This window comes from Acidobacteriota bacterium, from assembly GCA_029861955.1.
GTDB lineage: Bacteria > Acidobacteriota > Polarisedimenticolia > Polarisedimenticolales > Polarisedimenticolaceae > JAOTYK01.
Map to the genome: position 1 here is coordinate 36246 of JAOTYK010000014.1, position 18056 is coordinate 54301.

Here is an 18056-nt window from a genome sequence, read left to right on the forward strand (position 1 = left end):
CGGCTCCTGACCCGGCGAAATTCTAGCAGTCGGGTGTAATCGGTGGGGCTCCCCGCCCGTCCTAGAGGGTAAGGACAGGGTGGATTGGCACGACTCGGCGGAACCCGATCCACACCTCGTCCGTAAGAGTTATTGAAACGCGAGGCGACGCAACAGCGAACTGAGGTTTGATCATGAACGGCAAACAGATGGCTCGAAACGGATTCTTCCTGCTGCTGATCTTGTTGATCGGTGCGCTCACCCTGAGCGGTTGCAGCTTCTCTTCGGGGTCCGAGTCGGACTCGGATGACAAGAAGGATCCGGCGACGCCAGCCAGTCAGCAGTCGACCGACGACGACGATGCCGACGCCAAGGACGACGATGCCGAGGGCAAGGACGAGGACAAGGAAGAGGCGGTGCCGATCGAAGTCGAAGAGATCCAGCTGGGATCGATCGAGTCCGTGCTGCGTTTCTCCACCAACCTCGAGACCGAGAAACAGGTCAAGGTCGTCTCCCAGGCCAGGCGTCTCGTGATCGATCTAAAGGTGGAAGAAGGGGACTCCGTCAAGGAGAATCAGATCCTACTTCGACTCCAGGACGACGAGCAACGCTCGCAGCTTGCCAAGGTGCGAAGCCAGTTGGCCAAGGCCCAGCGCGAGTACACAAACCAGGAACGGCTCTACAAGCAAGATCTCATCAGCGAAGATGCCTACACCAATGCGACCTATGAAATGGAGCAACTCGAGATCTCGTTGGCCGACGCCGAACGAGAACTGAGTTATACCGAGGTCCGCGCACCGATCCGTGGGACCGTCACCTCCCGGATGATCAATCTGGGTGACCAGGTACAGATCGGACAGGAGCTATTCGAGATCGTCGACTTCAATTCGATGGTCGCCCGGATCTTCGTCCCTGAAAAACACCTACCCCGTTTGTCCCGTGGTCAGGACTCGCGGATGACCGCCCAGGCCGGTGCCCGCCAGGCTTACACCGGCCGCGTGACCCGGATTTCGCCGGTCGTCGATCCGAAATCCGGCACGATCAAGGTGACGATCGGTGTCGGCAACCAGGCCGGTCTCCGTCCTGGCATGTATGTCGATGTCGAGCTGATTACCGCGACCAATGAAGACGCGGTCCTGATCCCCAAGCGGGCGATCGTCTACGACAACGATCAGATGTTCGTCTACCGACTGGGTGTCGAACACCGAGTCGAACGGGTCTACATCGAGACCTCTCTCGAGGACAAGCACTTCGTCGAACCTGAGGACGGTGTTCGTGCCGGTGATCGCCTCGTCGTTGCCGGACAGGCCGGTTTGAAAGACGGAGCCCTCGTTCGTCTCCCCGGTGAGGACGACGTCGATGACGCCGCGGCCATTGCGGAAGCCGATGGCACGGTCACTGAAAGGGCGAGTCTGTGAGCCAGACGGCCCTGAAGAGTTTCGCCACCGCCCGCCCGGTCGCCATCCTCGTGGTGTTCATCGCGGCCGGAGTGTTCGGGCTGCTCTCGTACTTCCAGCTACCCGTGACGCTGATGCCGGAGCTGACGTACCCGACGTTGACGGTCCGCACCACCTATCCCGGCGCGGCACCGGAAGAGGTCGAGAACGACATCGGCCGCCCGATCGAGGATGCGCTCGGTGTCGTTGGCGGCATCCAGAAGATCAGCAGTATCAACCGTGCGGGAATCTCCGACGTGGTGCTGGAGTTCACGTGGGACACCGAGATGTCCGACGCGACTCAGGAAGTGCTTGAGAAGTTGGACCGGGTCTTCCTGCCGATGGAAGCCGAACGCCCGTTGATCCTGCACTACGACCCCTCCCTTGATCCGATCCTCGAGCTCTCGCTGTCCGGTGACGGCGAGCGTTTCCACGGACAGGAAGGGCTACGCCGACTACGTCGCCTGGCAGAACTGCAGGTCAAGCGACAGATCGAGCCGATCAAGGGGATCGCCGCGGTCCGCGTCCGTGGAGGCCTGGAGGAAGAGATTCACGTCAAGGTCGATGCTGCGTCCCTTCGTCGGACGGGGATTCCGATCCAGCGTGTCATCGATCGCCTGGCCCAGGAGAACATCAACGTCGCAGGCGGAACTCTCCAGGAAGGGCGGATCGAGTATCTCGTACGAACCCTGAACGAATTTCAGGATCTCGACCAGATTCGCGGGACGATCGTCTCCAGCTTCGAGGGACGCCCGATCCGCATCCGCGATCTGGCCACCGTCAGCTGGGAGCACAAGGAACGAGAGATCCTCACTCGAACCGACGGCGGCGACAGTGTTCAGATCGATATCTTCAAGGAAGCCGACGCGAACATCGTCGGCGTGGCCAAGAGCGTCAACGTCATGATCGGCACGATCGTCGAGGGTGACGACGAGAATCGCGGGGCCGGGGTCGCGCAGACGCTGTTCGATGAAGAAGGCGCACGTCTCTCCCTCGCCGCAGACCGATCGTTGTTCATCGAGAGCAGCATCGACGAGGTGAAGCAGACGGCGGTCCTCGGTGGATTCCTCGCCATCTCGATCCTCTATTTGTTCCTGCGCAACTTCAAGAGTACGGCGATCATCTTCGTCAGCATTCCGCTATCGCTCCTGGTCGCGTTCGCACCTCTGAAGATGCTCGGCGTGTCATTGAACATCATGTCGCTAGGAGGACTTGCCCTCGGCATCGGCATGTTGGTCGATTCGTCGATCGTGGTCCTCGAGTCGATCTTCCGTTGTCGTCAGGAAGGGGACGGCATCCTGCAGGCCGCCGTCCGTGGAACCCTCGAGGTTCGCGCGGCGGTCTGGGCCTCGACCTTCACGTCGATCGCGGTGTTCTTCCCGATGGTGTTTGTCGAGGGGCTGGCCGGTCAGGCGTTTGGCGATCTGGGTTTCGCGGTCGTCTTCTCGCTTCTGGCGTCGGCACTGGTGGCGCTCTACTTCATCCCGATGTTGGCTAGCTTGCAGCTTAACTTGCGAGGTGGCACCGGCGACGAGAGCCCGGAGGGACTGAAGAGTCTGCTCCGCTGGTCGTCGTGGCATGGTTTTCGGCGCGACCTGGGTGCACCGTCCCGTGTAACTCGTAGTCTGCTGACTCTGCCACTTCGAGGGAAGAGCCTGCTCGGAAAAGTCGGGCTGTGGCTGTTCTATCCGCTGTGGATCGTCTGTGCCGTTTTGACCTTCGTGGTCGGGTACTTCTTCGTGTTCATCGGCAGGCTGGTTCTGGGGACGATCCTCGAGTTCCTCGGTAAGCTGCTGGCCGCCGTTGTGTTCGGGGTCGGTTGGTTGATCGCACGCTACGTGGTGCCGGTAGTGGTTGTCGCCTTCCGCGTCGTGACGTGGCTGCCGAGGAAGATCGTCGGTGGGATCCTTGACACCATGAATCGCATCTACCCTCCACTGCTCCGCGGCGCATTGGCCGCGCCACTCCTGATCGTCGTTCTGGTGTTTGGCGTCCTCTGGGTGACCTGGCAGGTCGGCACGTCGCTGGATAGCGAACTGTTGCCGGAAGTCCATCAGGGTGAGTTCACCGTCGAGGTTCAGTTGCCCGTCGGCACGCCGCTCTCCGAGACGGAGTCGATCGTCATTCCGGTCGAACAGGCGCTGCTCAAAGAGAAAGAGAACATCCAGAGTCTGCTGCTGACCGTCGGCTACGACTCGGCAAACTCGCAACGATCCGATGAAGGAGAACATACCGCCGCGTTCAAGGTGCTCCTCGACGAGAAGAGTCGAAGCGCGGAAGCCGAGCAGGCGGTCATCGACCGACTTCGAACGAGATTTTCTCGTATCCCCGACCTGGACGCCCGCGTCGTCCGTCCCGTGCTGTTCAGCTCCAAGACCCCGATCGAGGTGGAGATCTACGGCAACAACCTCCGTCTGCTTCGCGACTACTCGACGCAGGTCAAGGAAGTGCTTGCGCGTCTACCGGAGTTGACCGATGTCGAGACGACGTTGCGTCCCGGTGCACCCGAGGTTCAGATCGTTTACGACCGTGACCGATTGTCGTTGTATGACCTGAGCATCGGCGATGTGGCGCGCCACGTCCGCGACAAGGTCAAGGGCTTCGAGGCCACGCGCTTCAACATGACGGATCGTCGGATCCCGATCCTCGTTCGATTGCAGATGGACGATCGGGAGACCGTCGAGGACGTTCGCGATCTGATCGTCAATCCCGGTGGTGATCGACCGATCCCGCTGTCGGCCGTCGCCGATGTCTCCCTCGGTGAGGGTCCCAGCGAGGTGCGCCGGGTCGATGGGTCCCGCGTCGGTCTGGTTCAGGCGAACCTCGGCGAGGGCTCTCTGAGCGCCGCCGCCACTGCGATCGAGACGGCGCTTCACGCCGAACTCGATTGGCCCGCCGAGCTGGGCTTCGCCATCAGCGGACAGAACGAGGAATGGCAGCGAAGCCAACGCAGTCTGTTGCTGGCCCTCGCCCTGTCGATGTTCCTGGTCTACGTCATCATGGCGATTCAATTCGAGAGTCTGGTCCATCCGCTCGTCATCATGCTGACGATCCCGTTGGCGTTCGTCGGAACCGTTCTGGCCCTCAAGATCCTGGGCCTGAATCTGTCCATCGTCGTGTTCCTGGGAATGATCATGCTGGCCGGCATCGTCGTGAATAACGCGATCGTGTTCGTCGACTACATCAACAAGTTGCGCGAGCGTGGGATGGAGCGAGCCGAGGCGATCGTCACCGCGGGTCAGGTCCGCCTGCGACCGATCCTGATGACCACCATGACGACTGTCCTCGGGTTACTCCCGTTGGCGTTGGGCGTGGGAGACGGTGCGGAGATTCGAGCCCCCATGGCGATCGCGGTCATCAGCGGACTGATCACGTCGACCGCGTTGACGCTGTTGGTCATCCCGGTGGTTTACAGTCTCTTCGACAGCGTCGTCGCCTGGATGTTCCGCTCGCGCGTCAAGAAATCTGAACAGGACGCACCGCTGGTGGCAGGCGGAAGCGTGGATTCGGTGGCGCCATGAGCCCAAGAGATTTAGACCACGAAGCGGCGCTTCCCAAGTTCTCCCTGAACCGTCGCATTACCGTGTTGATGCTGGCGGTGACGATTGCGCTTGTCGGCGGTATTGCCGCCAACAAGATCCCGGCCGAGATGTTGCCGACCGGCTTCGTCCTGCCGTTCATGAACGTCCAGGTGCCGTGGGACGACGCCCCCGGTCGGGAGGTTCTGGAAAAAGTGACCATTCCATTGGAGGAGGAGTTGAGCACCGTCCGGGGAATCCAGACGGTCGTCAGCATCTCGTTTACCGGTGGAAGCCGGGTGTTCATGCGGTTCAAGCAGGGCACCGACATGTCGATCGCCTATCGCGAGGTCCGCGATCGAATCGAACGAGCCAAGGTCAATTTCCCATCCGACATCGATCAGACGTTCATCAACAAGGCCGACCTCAGCGGCCTACCGGTGTACGCCATCGGCATCGCCGTCGATCCCGGTCTTGCCAACTCCTACGACCTGATTCAGAACGCCGTCGTCGCCCGTCTGGAACGACTCGACGGTGTTGCCTCGGTGGAGGCGTTCGGGTTGGAAGAGAAAGAGATCCTGATCGAGCTCGATCGCGAAAAGACGAACTCTGCCGGGCTGAATATCTACGAGCTGGCGGAGGACCTCGGTGACGACAACTTCACCATGGCCAGCGGAACGGTTCGTAACGGCTCGCAGAAACTCCTGATGCGATCGATGGCCAACTACAGGAGTTTGGAGGAGCTCGAGAATCGTCGTATCGCCCCCTCCATCCGTCTCGCCGACATCGCCTCGATTCGCTACGAGGAACCCGACAAGACCTATCGCACCCGAGTGATGAGTCGTCCGGCCGTCGCCCTTCAGATCATCAAGGAGGCCGAGGCCAACACCCAGGAACTCTGCGAGCGTCTTGACGAAGAATACGCAAGTCTCGAGCAAGACCCGCGTCTGGCGGGACTGTGGATGAAGAACTACTTCAGCCAGGGCGAGATCATCGATGAGTCCCTCGGCACGTTGGTGAAGAGCGGGATGATCGGTGGGTTGCTCGCCGCGATGGTGCTGTTTGCGTTCATGCGTCGGGTGCGTCTGACGATGATCGTGGCGCTCTCGATCCCCTTGAGTCTCGTTGTGGGTCTGACGGTGATGTACTTCGCCGGGGAATCGCTCAACATCCTCACGTTGATCGGTTTGATGATCTGCGTCGGTCTTCTGGTGGACAACTCCGTCGTTGTGGCGGAGAACATCCATCGTCTGCATCGCGAGGGCATGCCGCGTCGTGATGCTTGCATCAAGGGTGCGGGCGAGGTCGGTCTGGCGATTACGATGTCGACGTTGACGACGATCATCGTGTTCCTACCGGCGCTACTCGCCGAGGGGCCGGCCCAGTTCTTCATGATGCGACTGGCCATTCCCGTCGCCGTGTCGGTCGCGGGCTCGCTCGTCATCGCGCTGTTGTTCATCCCGATCAGCGTCTACCTGACGCTTCCCACAGGGCTCGAGACACGTGCGCCCGGTCGCCTGAAACGGGCCCACGAACGGGTCAACGACCTCCTACGAATCGGTTACGAGGCGACGTTCGGACGAGTCAACCGTGGCTACTGCAAGGTGCTCGAGTTTTTCCTCTCGCGACGCCTGGAGATGAGCCTGGCGGTGGTCGCAATCCTGGCCATCAGCGTCGGGATCTTCTCGAACACGACGAAGTTCGTGGGCTCGCAGGAGGACGAACAGGCGCAGTTCGAGCTGCAGTTCGACTTGCCAAGTAATACGACCCTGGAAGAGTCCGAGGAGTACTTCCTGGCCGTCGAGAAGACGATCGAGGCGTACAAGGACGAATACGAGATCGACGGCTGGTTCATCTTCCATCGAAAGACATTCGGTGAGGTTCAGGCGTGGTTTGCGCCGGAGCGCACCGCACCCTACAGCGCGAAGGAAACGATGCAGGTCGTCATGGATGGCATCCCCGAACGGGCAGGCGTCGAGATCTTCGCCGGTGACGAGGCGAACTCCGAAGAGAACGCCCTCTCGACTCACGTTGTCTTCGTTCGCGGCGAAGACCCGGATCTGGTCAATGATGTCGCCGATCAGGTGGCCGATGTGCTGGTGAATGTCGACGGTGTCGTGGGACGACTTAAGGCCGGTGGCGATGCCCCGAGCGAGCTGGGACTGATCATCGATCGCGAGCGAGCCCAACACGTCGGTGTCAACCCGCAGGTCATCGCCGGCCTGGTCGGCTACACGCTGCGGGGAACGTCGTTGCCACGATTCCAGGCCGAGGGGCGCGAGGTGCCGGTCCGTGTCCGATTCCAGGAATCGGACCGGGAGAGCTTGACGGAGCTGGCCAGCTTCCAGGTGCCGACCAACGACGGTGGTTTTCTTCCGCTGTCGGCGTTGACCGAGAGCCGAGTTCTTCCCGAGACACGAACGATCTTCCGTCGCAACAAGATGGTCGGTTACACGGTCACGCTGGAGCTGGAGGAGGGCCGTGAAGAGGAGGTCCGCGAGACGCTGGTCGCGATGCAGGCCGCCATGGATCTTCCGGAGGGTGTCTCCTTCGGTGGTGATTCGCGTCAGGCTCAGAGCGATGATGACCTCTCGGGACTCATCTCCGCCGCGCTACTGTCGGTGATCTTCATCTACTTGTTGATGGCGTTCCTGTTCGAGAGTTTCATCTTGCCGCTCTCGATCGTCCTGACGATCCCGCTATCGGGGATCGGGATGATGTGGGGGCACATCATTTCCGGGGTCGATATCGATTTCCTCGGAGCCGTCGCCGTGATCATTCTGGTCGGTGTCGTCGTGAACAACGGCATCGTGTTGATCGACTACGTCAATCGACTTCGCCTCGAGGGTCGCAATCGACGGGAAGCGCTCCTGCGGGCGACGGACCTCAGGTTCCGCCCGATCATGATGACCGCCATCACGACCGTCGGTGGCATGGTCCCGCTGGCTCTGGCCGGTGCCAGCAGCATCGGGCTCAGCTACACCAGCTTCTCGCTGACGTTGATCGGCGGCCTCATCACGGCAACGCTGCTGACCCTCCTGGTCGTTCCCGTGTTCTACACGCTATTTGACGACGCGCGGGAGTTCGGCTCCCGGATGTTCGGCAATCTGCTGAGGGGCCGATCGGCTCGTGCGACCTCCCCCGACGATGCGCCTGCCATGGCCCATCAGGCCCTGGAGAGCTAGAAATAGGTTAAGATAATCACCGTCATGAGCAGTGCTGCAATCCTCCTCACGTTGCTCGTGAACGGTGTCATCGGTTTCTTCTGGCTCAGGGAGCGAAGTCGAAACCCCCTCCATCGTTCGCGGGTCGATGCGTTCGCCATCGGTGTTGCGTTCATCGTGAACGTCGTCATCATCCTGCCGTCTCCCTCCGCGGAGACTCTGCGAAGCTGGTTGGCCGCTGCGGTCGTCGGCGGCATTCTTGCGGCGATCGTCCATCTGATCTGGTCGGCACGTGAGCGGGCCGCACATCGACAACCGACCGATTGGGTTCGTTAGATGCCACTGGCGCTCTACACACTCGTTGCCCTTGCCGTGCTGATGGCCATCGGTGGGGCGATCGGCTTTCGCGCCGGTTCGAAGGTGTCCCTGATGGCGGGCTTCGGTAGTGCCGCGGCGTATCTGGTCTGTGCCTGGTGGGCTCAGTCGAGCCCGAAGGCCGCCATCATCGCCGGAATCGTGATCTGTGGCGTCCTCAGCGCGATGTTCGCCCTCAGATTCGTCAAGACGAAGAAGTTCATGCCGTCCGGAATGCTTCTAGTCGTCACCGACATGGGATTGGCGGTGTTGGTCGTCAGCCTGTTCCTCCTCTAGATCGTCCCGCCCGGCCCCCTTGCGGGCGCGGAGACGATGGGACACCATATCGGCGCAACCGGATCCGCCGATGGACCCACGAGAGGAATGATCATGACCGAGCGTGTCGCAGAGATTCTGTCCCACTACTCAGGCGAGAATCCCGGGGTTCTCTCGAACCTCGCGCGGATGCTGAATCACGGCACGCTGGCCGGGACGGGCAAGATGGTGATTCTCCCGGTAGATCAGGGCGTCGAGCACGGTCCGGCCCGATCCTTCGCGGCCAACCCCGCCGGATACGATCCCGATTACCACTTCCGTCTTGCGATCGAGGCCGGCTGTAATGCCTACGCCGCACCCCTCGGCTTCCTGGAAGCCGGCGCCGCGAAGTTCGCCGGCGACGTGCCGCTGATTCTCAAGGTCAACAACAACAACTCGCTGTACTCCGACGCCAACCCGCTTTCCGTCCAGACGTCGAGTGTCGGCGATGCGCTGCGACTGGGTTGTGCGGCGATCGGGTACACGATCTATCCCGGGTCGTCGAATTCGCCGATCATGTATGAGCAACTGCGCGAGCTGATCGAGGATGCGAAGGGTGTCGGGATCCCGACGGTCGTCTGGTCGTATCCCCGCGGAACGGATATCTCGAGCGATGGTGAGACCGGTATCGATGTCGTCGCCTACGCCGCACAGATCGCCGCTCAGATCGGTGCCCACGTGATCAAGGTCAAGCTACCGTCCGCCCATCTCGAGCAGGACGCCGCTCGCAAGGTCTATGAGTCCGAGGGCATCGTCATCGATACGTTGGCCGATCGGGTGAAGCACGTGGTTCAGTCGGCCTTCAACGGCAAACGGATCGTGATCTTCTCCGGTGGCGGGAAGATGGACGACAGCAAGCTATTCGAGCAGATTCAGGCGATCCAGGATGGCGGCGGGTTCGGCTCGATCATCGGTCGCAACTCGTTCCAGCGTCCGCAGAAGACCGCTGTCGCGATGTTGAAGAAGATCATGGCGATCTACGGCGGTTAGCGACCGAGCTTCTGTCCGTAGCCCTGTAGTTCGACGAGACATTCGGGCCCCGCGCCGGGGCCGCCCTGATTCAGGATCGCGGTGAACTGCATCTCCGTCGGGTTATCGCCAAAAACCCGTCCCTTGATCTCCAGCTGCACGATCAGTTCCTGGTCCCCGTCTTGTTTCTGATCGCGGCTATCGAGATTAAACCCCTGAGTCGCCGCGTTGTAGTCCAGCGTCAACTCTTTGACGCCCAGGTACCCGGTCCCGAACGTCGCTCGCATGTTGTTTCCCTTGATCTCGATGACGAGATCGAGCTGCTGGGGTAACGCCGGCAACGCGCAGGTATTGGCGACCTGCTGCAACTCGAGCCTGTATCGACCCGACATCGGATCGACCGCCGGTGGGCGAACACGATCGTCGTCTTTCATCGTGGGGTACTGGCCGACGGAGTCCTCCTCGACATCACGCAACAGCCGGTCGATGAACCCTTCGATGCTACGCGCGTTGAAGATTCCGAAGTGATCGAAGACCCGTTTGCCGTCCTTGCCAATGATGACGATCTGGGGAGTGCCCTGAGTCTTGAAGCGTTTCATCGTGACCGGCATCTCGGGGTCGATGATCTCGTAGCCGTCGATACCGACGGGGCGACGGATACCCTTCTCCTGAACGAAGGCTTTTAGTCGCTCCGGTGTCTGGACGTCATGCCCCTCGAAGACGGTGTGGATCGAGACCAACAGCACGTCGCTTCGTCGTCCGTACTTTTCCTCCCATCGCTGCATCAATGGGAGCGAGAACTGATTGCAAGCCGGGCACCACATCTGAAAGAACTCGATGATGACGACCTTGTCGCGTTGCTGGCGAAGGGGGCCGGGATCTCCGTTGATCCACTCCGAGATGTGCCAGTCCGGTGGGTTGGTCGGCTCCATCACGACGCCTGCGCTCAGCGGCAGCGACAGAAGCAGAAACAGAGCGAACCCCAGCCCGATCCGTCTCTTCTGGGTCATCATCGATCTCATCTCAGGTAGTGATACGGTCGAGGGCGCATTCTATCTAGTCGGCCCCGCCACGGCCTGTTCCAGCAGGCTCCGCAGTCGGTCGACCCCCGCCAGATCGAAGATGGGGCCAGACGGTACGGGCGATTTGCCGGTTGGACTCGATGTCTCTCGAGGGCAGCGTGATCGTTTCAAAACCGGCGATGGCCAGTGCGTTTGCGTAGGTCTGAGTGATACGCGAGGCACCGGCCCAGTCGGCCCACCGCGAGCCGCTCGAAGACTCGGTCGGAGGGAACAGGAGCACGGTCAGATGCCCCCCATTCTCGGTCACGACATCGTTCAGTGCCTGCAACACGATCACAGCTCGCAGGATGACTGCAGGCTCTTCGGCCATCTGGTAGCGCAGACGACGGGCGCCCGGGCCCAACGCCCAGCGTCGCTCGAGTGCCAGGCCCCCGCCAAGATCGAGACGCCTGAGGAGTTCATCGCGAAGGGCTTCCCGCGAGCCGGCCAGTGGCAGGTATCGCCCCTCGTCGAGGGTCACCAGGGTGTTGGCCAACGGGTCATCTTCCAACGAGAGACCGATCACGGTGTGGTGCGGGGCAAGCGGAGGGATGAGATCCCGTCCTACCGCCAGCGCCTGGACGCTGTTGAACCCCGGCAGCGCGTAGTTGAGCACGTCGAGTTGGATCGTCTCGGCGGCGGCTACCGACTCCAACTGTGCGTCGAACGTGTTTGAAGCGTCGACGCCGACGCCGAACAAACGATCGTCCCCGAGAACGACGACGCGCATCGTATTCGACGGCAACTGATCGATCGTCACCGGCGGCTTCGCGCGAAACCCGAGCTGGTTGGTGTCGATCGAATAGGGCGTTGGCCCATCGATCGTTCGCTGGGTAGATGTCTGGAGCGTGAAGCCGTAGTGAGGATGGGGTACGGGATCGGCCCCCGAAGGTCGATCCTCGGTCGCAAGCACCCGACCCAGCAGACGGTCCGCGAAGGAGTCGGTCGCTGCGCCCCTCTCGGCGAGCCTCAGTCCACACTCGGTGAACGGCAGGATCAGGACCAGGCCGATGCCGAGGGTCACGATCGTGCGGCGGGATTTCGTCATGGGTCACGGTGCCATTTGTCGGATTGGGAACCGCAGGTAAACCTAGTGACTTCATCCTGCGGAGGCCGAGATTAAATAAATCTGTCCCCTTTTCTTGCGCTGGCGGCGCCGAGAAGTCCGCAAATCAAGGAAAAAACGACGATTCCTGTCAGGAGGATCCAGCCGCCGGTGCCGTCGGGTAGCAGAATCTGACCGACGGCGGACCCCAGGTCGAAGGGCGCCGACGAGTCGTCCTTCAAGGCCTCGAGGGATCGTCCGAGGGCGACGAGCCCGACTGCGGTGACACCGCCGGCGACCGCCCCCAGCGCTCCCCGTCGCCAGGCCATGGCTCGATCCACCGCGCCTCGTCGCCCGTCGTCCTCGACGTTGAACACGATCTCTCGCGTGCCCCACGGCACGAATCGAGAGAGCAGGATCATGCCGGGCAGTCCGGCGATCATCGTAAAGATGAAGAACGAACTCCAATCGAACTGATGGACGATGAACCCGGTGATCGGTCCACCGACGACACGGGGCAACGCGAACATGCTGGAGAACAACGCATACTGCGTCGCCGAGAATCGTTTTGCCGTCAGTCGCAAGAGGAGGACACCGAAGGCCCCCATCCCCATACCGCTGGTCCACATCTCGAACGACATCGCGCTGTACATCGCCCAGCGGGTAGTCGGGAGATGGGCGATCCACAGGTAACCGACGTTCGACAGGATCTGAAGCGCGCCAAATACCCACAGCGCACGCCCAAGACCGATCCGGTCCGACGCGATCCCACCGAAGAACGTTCCACCCACCGTACAGATAAGACCGACCGTCGTCAGACCAACCCCGCGATCCCAGTCGCCGTAACCCATGTCGATCAGGAAGGGTCGCAGGAGCGACTGCGACAACGCGTCCGCCAACTTGTAGAGCAACACGAAGGTCAAGATCTCGAGGGCACGCGGGCGGGTCATCATGCCCACGAACGGTTCCCAGATTTCGCGACGCAGGTTCCGCGCTCCCGCCTCCGCGCGATCGGGGACCGGCTGGGTCTGCCAGGTCACGTAGATCATCGGCAGGTAGAGCAGTGCTTGCAGGCCGCAAACCAGTTGCCACGAGATCACCGAGGCGAGATAGATCGTCATCCCACCGCTGACGAACATGGCCGCGCGATAGAAACCCGTTCGTGCGCCGACCACGACGCCGTGCTCGCCCTTCTCCAGGACCTCCACGACATAGGCGTCCAGAGCGATATCCTGTGACGCGGCAGCGAACGCGATCGCCATCGATACCGAGAGGATCACCCAGGGGAGGTCCGGGGCGCTGGCGAAGAAACCGAGGGCCGCCGTCCCCAGGATCAGCCCGACCTGGGTGACGATCATCCAGCTTCGCAGTCGCCCGCGAAATGCCGGCTCCCAGCGGGACATCAGAGGTGCCCAGAGGAGTTTGAATGCCCACGGTGCCTGCGCCAGCGTCATCAGCCCGACGACCCTGATGTCGATGCCGGAGTTTCGCATCCAGTCCGGTAACGCGATCCAGATCAACCCCAGCGGTAACCCCGACGAGAACGAGAGCAGGGTGACGGAGAGTGTCCGACGAGAAGCGAGGGTTGAGGTCATCGTGGTTGCAGACGCCAGACGGAGTAGCCGGGACAACGTGCGGGCCCGTGACCGAACGCCTCTTCCAGAGTCAACCGTTCTTCGAGGTGTTGGCTCCCGGTCCTACTTATGTAAGGAAGCAACGTCGGCCGGTCGCCGCAAGTCTGATCGGCAAGAAAGTCGATCGACGTCTCTGCGAGATAAGTTTCGAGATCGTTCCCGCGAATCACCTGTTCGAGATATCGCTTGTCGTTCACTAGCCCATCCAGATTGACGACATGCCGATGAGAGAAGTAGCCCAACATGCCGGCATTCCAACTTCCGATGCGGCTGCCTTCCGGAGTGTTCGTCGCTAGCCAACGTGCGGCTGCGATGCGTTGCGCCGGGTAGAACCGTCCGGGCTCTTTCAGATTCAATGCGGTGGTCGGCACCCGAACCAACGCCAACGCGATGACCAGCGGAATCAACCAGCGTGTCATGCGAGGAGAGACCAGCAGCCCGGCGACGAGGGAGGTCGCCAGCAGGATCGGCCCCTGATACCAGGCCGGCATCCAGATCACGACCCCCATGTCGGCGACGATGATTACCGCACCGGCAACGAGGAGCCAGACAACACCGGGCTGGGTGAGTCGTGGAGTCGCGTCCCTTCGACGCAGCCAGACGATCGACACCGCGGCTGCCAGGAGACCTCCATAGAGCGCGATGCCACCGGCTCCGAGCGCGGCAATTCGCGTCGCACCGGTGACCCGCAGGACGGCCGCGCTGCCGACCCACGGAAACTCGGCGAGAGCGCGAAGACGCTGACCGAACGGTGCGTTGCCCGCCCACTCCGCCTTGACCGCTCCGCTGATGGGCAGCACCGAGTCGAACACAAGTTGGTTCCAGGCCAGGTAGCCGACGAGTCCCAGCGTCGGCAGGAGCGCCAACGCCACAAGACACCGCGGCGTCTGCCGCAGTCGTTGCCATTCGAAGAGCACGATGACCGGTAGCAGCAAGGCCGCTTCAAGACGGGCGAGCATCGCCAACAGGCAGAGACCACCGAGCCACAGCCAGTGCCCCGCAGTCCCGTCCTCGTCCTGACGGAGGCCCGACCAGGATCGCCACACACACAACAGGAGAAAGAGCATCAGGCTGCTCTCGAGCCCCGAGCGCAGGATGACGCGGGCCATCGGCATCGCGATCAGGAGGAGAGCGACGAGCCGCGCGTTTCGTCGATCAACCCAACGACAGAGTGTGCGGTAGAGCACGACCGCGGCGCCGGCACAGAGCGCGGTCTCGAGCAACGCGATCACACGGAGCGGGGCCAGATCGCCGGATACGAACGCAAACACCGGAACGAGGATGACAAGCCACAGGAAGTGAAATCCGTTGGTCGCGTGAATCCCATCGAACGTCAGGCCGTTTCCCGACGCGGCGTTGCGAGCCACCTGGAAGTAGTAGAACGCGTCGTCGTGGAACAACGCCGCGAGCGCGTCACGTCCAAGAAAGGGGATCCACGCGCCGAGCGAGACGACCGTGACCGCGACCAGCAGGACGCTGGTCGCGAAATGACCTGTGGGTCGATCGACGGGGGTCACACGCTTCCTCCGGTTTCCAGTGTAATGGAGGGTTTATGCTAACGTCTTCGGGGAGGTTCGTGACATGCCTATCGACGCAAAGCAGAAAGACATCTGGCTCCGTGAGTTTCACCTCAACGGCTTCGTCGTATTGCGGAATTTTTTGCCCGTCGAGTTCGTCCAGCAGTTGCGAGATGAACTGGCCCCGTTACTCGAGACCGAATACGCCAAGGCCAATAAGGACGAATTTGCGAGTGGTCGGGCAACGGGACGCCTGGCGCTGCATCTCGATCAGTACGCAAGCCTCTTGCGCGGCGCCCTGGCGGACGATCGTTACCAACGAAACGCCATCATCGAAGAACTGGTGGACGCGACCCTGGGCGAGGGACAGTGGGATCGTGGCTGGACGCTGGTCGAGGCCGCCTGGAAGGGTGCCTCCCACATGGCATGGCACTCGGATCAGAAGCCGGAAGACACGCCGGATGTCCATGGCCCCCACCAGACTATCCGGGTGACGTTCAACATCCCCCTGCTCGAGTTCATGTGGCAGACCGGCGCGATGGAAGTTATTCCGGGAAGCCATCACCTACCGCGAGACTACGCCGGCATCGACGGGATCTCGAATATCCACAGCTATCTTCTCCAACTGACTCTTGGCGATGCGATCTTTCGCGACGGCAACATTCTCCATCGGGGAACGCCCAACCTGACGGACGATGTGCGCCCGATGTTGGACCAGACCTACAAGAAGAAGTCGGCGTAACAACACCGCCAGAATTCGAGGATGACCGTGCGTTCACTTGCTCTGCTTGTATTTGTCGGCGGTCTGTTCGCAACGCTTGCCTGCGGTCCATCGACCAGTGAGCAATCTTCGCTAGCCGCCGCCGGACGCGATCCACACTCGTTCGCTCGTCCCGACGAGATCGCCGTCGATCATCTTCTTCTGGACGTCACCGTGGATTTCGAGGCCCGGACCATCAGTGGGACGGCCTCGCTGAAGATCGCGCATCACGCAGAAGCCAATCAACTCTGGCTCGATAGCCAGAACCTGACGATCCATGCCGTGACCCTGGGGGACGATCGAACGCCGACAGACTTCAAGATCGGCGAACCCGTCGAACATCTCGGAAGCCCGCTGTCGATCGAGATTGCGGCCGAGACCGAATGGGTTCACGTGAGCTACTCGTCGGACCCCGGCGCCGAGGCCCTTCAGTGGCTCGGGGCCGAGCAAACCACCGGCAAGCGGTTTCCGTTCCTGCTCTCCCAATCGCAGTCGATCTTCGCCCGGACGTGGGTTCCCTGTCAGGACAGTCCTGCGGTTCGTATGACCTACGAGGCCGTCGTGCGCGTGCCGCAGGGAATGATGGCGTTGATGAGTGCGGTGAACCCCACCCGGAAATCACCTGACGGGGTCTACCGTTTCTCGATGCCGCAGCGGGTGCCGGCCTATCTGCTGGCGCTTGCGGTGGGGGACGTGGAATTCCAATCGATCGGACGGCGGAGTGGTGTCTATGCCGAAGCCGAGGTGCTTCAGTCGGCCGCCTGGGAGTTCGCCGATACCGAGAAGATGATCGAAGCGGCGGAGGGCCTCTACGGAGCGTACGCCTGGGAGCGTTACGACCTGATCGTCCTACCGGCCAGCTTCCCGTTCGGCGGCATGGAGAATCCGCGGCTGACCTTCGTGACGCCCACGGTCCTGGCGGGGGATCGATCGCTGGTCTCATTGATCGCCCACGAGCTTGCCCACTCGTGGTCCGGCAACCTCGTCACCAACGCGACGTGGAACGACTTCTGGTTGAACGAGGGATTCACGGTCTACTTCGAGTTCCGAATCATGGAGGCGATCTACGGTCGCCCCTACTCCGAAATGTTGGCCGCCATCGGCCTCGGCGACCTGTTGGAAGAGATAGAGACGCTGTCCAAAGAAGATACCCGGCTCCAGGTCGATCTGGTGGGAAGACACCCCGACGACTCGTTCACCTCCGTCGCCTACGACAAGGGCTACCAGTTCCTCCGTCGACTGGAGGCGGCCGTCGGTAGAGACCGATGGGACGTGTTCCTACGCGAGTACTTCGACACGTTTGCATTCCAGTCGATGACGACGGATAAGTTCCTGACGTTCTTACGTCTGAAGTTTCCCGAGATCGACGATGCCGTGGATATCGACACCTGGGTCCATGGTTCGGGCCTACCGGACGATGCCATCGCGATCGACTCCGACGCGTTTCGTCGTGTCGATGCCGGACGCGAACGCTGGCTGGAGGGCGGCGCTCTGGACGAACTGGAGACGACCGAATGGACCACCCACGAGTGGCTACGTTTCATCCGTGAGCTTCCCGACGGACTCGCCGCCCAACGAATGGCAGAGCTTGACGAGGCCTTCGGCCTGACCGAGACCGGCAACGCGGAGGTCCTGCACGCCTGGCTGGTCCATGGGATCCGGACCGGGTACGGGCCCGCCGATGCGGCCACCGAGAGGTTCCTACTCAGCATGGGTCGCGCCAAGTTCCTCCGGCCGCTCTACGCGGAGATGGCGAAGAGCGACGAGGGGCGGCAAAGGGCGCTGGAAATCTACGAAAAGGGGCGCCCGTTCTACCACCCGATCGCCAGTTCGGCGCTGGACGAGTTGCTAAAACCGTCCGGTTGAGCCGCGACTGGTTTTCTTCCCATGCCCGCCCCTATATTCGTCGACGGGGGAGACGGAGGCCGAAATGGGGCAAACAGCCAGCAACTGTCGACGAGGTCATCGCCGTTTCAAGATCCACGAATCGCGAGAGGCCTGGGTCGGATTCACGTTCCCTCAGCCCAACGGCAAGATGCGACGCTTCCGCCTCCTGGACGTGAGTGTCGCGGGGTTCTCGTTCGAGACCGACCTGCCGTTCGACCAGCTGGAGATCGGTACGACACTCCACGACACGACGTGTCAAATCGGCGAGTGCACGTTGCAGGGCGATCTTCTGGTCATGCATGCCACCGACAGTGATGACAGCAACATCTGTGGAGTCTTGTTCTATCCCGCATCCGACGCAGATCTGGTCAAGATGAAGAGCCTTCTTGCGGGACTCGAACTCGGTAGCTAGCTGCT

13 protein-coding genes are annotated in these 18056 nt (G+C 61.6%); 9 read left to right on the forward strand and 4 right to left on the reverse strand.

Annotated elements, in window-relative coordinates; all coding sequences use genetic code 11:
• Positions 1-173 precede the first annotated feature (173 nt).
• From OES25_08790 to OES25_08815, 6 genes are all read left to right on the forward strand, one after another.
• On the forward strand, positions 174-1397 hold the full coding sequence (locus tag OES25_08790; GenBank protein MDH3627738.1) for an efflux RND transporter periplasmic adaptor subunit: 1224 nt from the start codon (positions 174-176) through the stop codon (positions 1395-1397).
• Positions 1394-4936, forward strand: coding sequence for an efflux RND transporter permease subunit (locus OES25_08795; GenBank protein ID MDH3627739.1), 3543 nt, complete (start codon positions 1394-1396; stop codon positions 4934-4936). Before OES25_08790 ends, OES25_08795 begins: the two co-directional genes overlap by 4 nt.
• A complete protein-coding gene (locus OES25_08800) occupies positions 4933-8118 on the forward strand; it encodes an efflux RND transporter permease subunit (protein MDH3627740.1) in 3186 nt (1061 codons plus the stop codon). The genes OES25_08795 and OES25_08800 overlap by 4 nt, the downstream gene beginning before the upstream one ends.
• A 24-nt stretch (positions 8119-8142) precedes the next feature.
• Positions 8143-8433 (forward strand): hypothetical protein, encoded by a 291-nt coding sequence (locus OES25_08805; GenBank protein ID MDH3627741.1) that lies wholly within the window; start codon positions 8143-8145, stop codon positions 8431-8433.
• Positions 8434-8748: a TMEM14 family protein gene (locus tag OES25_08810; protein MDH3627742.1), complete on the forward strand. Its 315-nt coding sequence runs from the start codon at positions 8434-8436 to the stop codon at positions 8746-8748.
• 87 nt (positions 8749-8835) lie between these two features.
• Entirely contained in the window at positions 8836-9756 is a 921-nt protein-coding gene (locus OES25_08815) for a class I fructose-bisphosphate aldolase (protein MDH3627743.1), read from the forward strand.
• Here OES25_08815 and OES25_08820 read toward each other — a convergent pair.
• From OES25_08820 to OES25_08835, 4 genes are all read right to left on the reverse strand, one after another.
• Positions 9753-10745, reverse strand: coding sequence for a TlpA family protein disulfide reductase (locus OES25_08820; GenBank protein MDH3627744.1), 993 nt, complete (start codon positions 10743-10745; stop codon positions 9753-9755). The two genes, OES25_08815 and OES25_08820, sit on opposite strands and share 4 nt — an antisense overlap.
• 46 nt (positions 10746-10791) lie before the next feature.
• The gene (locus OES25_08825) at positions 10792-11844 is read right to left on the reverse strand and encodes a hypothetical protein (protein ID MDH3627745.1); all 1053 of its coding nucleotides are present in this window, start codon (positions 11842-11844) and stop codon (positions 10792-10794) included.
• 71 nt (positions 11845-11915) lie between these two features.
• Positions 11916-13436 carry an MFS transporter gene (locus OES25_08830; GenBank protein ID MDH3627746.1) on the reverse strand — a complete coding sequence of 507 codons (1521 nt, stop codon included), beginning with the start codon at positions 13434-13436 and terminating at the stop codon, positions 11916-11918.
• On the reverse strand, positions 13433-14992 hold the full coding sequence (locus OES25_08835; GenBank protein MDH3627747.1) for a hypothetical protein: 1560 nt from the start codon (positions 14990-14992) through the stop codon (positions 13433-13435). The genes OES25_08830 and OES25_08835 overlap by 4 nt, the downstream gene beginning before the upstream one ends.
• A 64-nt stretch (positions 14993-15056) precedes the next feature.
• On the opposite strand from OES25_08835, the gene OES25_08840 reads away from it, so the two are divergent.
• From OES25_08840 to OES25_08850, 3 genes are all read left to right on the forward strand, one after another.
• Entirely contained in the window at positions 15057-15734 is a 678-nt protein-coding gene (locus OES25_08840) for a phytanoyl-CoA dioxygenase family protein (GenBank protein MDH3627748.1), read from the forward strand.
• Positions 15735-15755: 21 nt separating this feature from the next.
• A complete protein-coding gene (locus tag OES25_08845) occupies positions 15756-17618 on the forward strand; it encodes a M1 family metallopeptidase (protein MDH3627749.1) in 1863 nt (620 codons plus the stop codon).
• Positions 17619-17682: 64 nt separating this feature from the next.
• On the forward strand, positions 17683-18051 hold the full coding sequence (locus OES25_08850) for a hypothetical protein (GenBank protein MDH3627750.1): 369 nt from the start codon (positions 17683-17685) through the stop codon (positions 18049-18051).
• Positions 18052-18056: the final 5 nt, after the last annotated feature.

What these genes read in the sequence shown, in the direction of transcription:
- OES25_08820 (MDH3627744.1), bottom strand. Translation starts at nt 10,745, where the DNA reads ATGACCCAGAAGAGACGGATCGGGCTGGGGTTCGCTCTGTTTCTGCTT.
- OES25_08805 (MDH3627741.1), top strand. Translation starts at nt 8,143, where the DNA reads ATGAGCAGTGCTGCAATCCTCCTCACGTTGCTCGTGAACGGTGTCATC.
- OES25_08815 (MDH3627743.1), top strand. Translation starts at nt 8,836, where the DNA reads ATGATCATGACCGAGCGTGTCGCAGAGATTCTGTCCCACTACTCAGGC.
- OES25_08845 (MDH3627749.1), top strand. Translation starts at nt 15,756, where the DNA reads ATGACCGTGCGTTCACTTGCTCTGCTTGTATTTGTCGGCGGTCTGTTC.
- OES25_08840 (MDH3627748.1), top strand. Translation starts at nt 15,057, where the DNA reads ATGCCTATCGACGCAAAGCAGAAAGACATCTGGCTCCGTGAGTTTCAC.
- OES25_08800 (MDH3627740.1), top strand. Translation starts at nt 4,933, where the DNA reads ATGAGCCCAAGAGATTTAGACCACGAAGCGGCGCTTCCCAAGTTCTCC.
- OES25_08790 (MDH3627738.1), top strand. Translation starts at nt 174, where the DNA reads ATGAACGGCAAACAGATGGCTCGAAACGGATTCTTCCTGCTGCTGATC.
- OES25_08830 (MDH3627746.1), bottom strand. Translation starts at nt 13,436, where the DNA reads ATGACCTCAACCCTCGCTTCTCGTCGGACACTCTCCGTCACCCTGCTC.
- OES25_08825 (MDH3627745.1), bottom strand. Translation starts at nt 11,844, where the DNA reads ATGACGAAATCCCGCCGCACGATCGTGACCCTCGGCATCGGCCTGGTC.
- OES25_08810 (MDH3627742.1), top strand. Translation starts at nt 8,434, where the DNA reads ATGCCACTGGCGCTCTACACACTCGTTGCCCTTGCCGTGCTGATGGCC.
- OES25_08850 (MDH3627750.1), top strand. Translation starts at nt 17,683, where the DNA reads ATGGGGCAAACAGCCAGCAACTGTCGACGAGGTCATCGCCGTTTCAAG.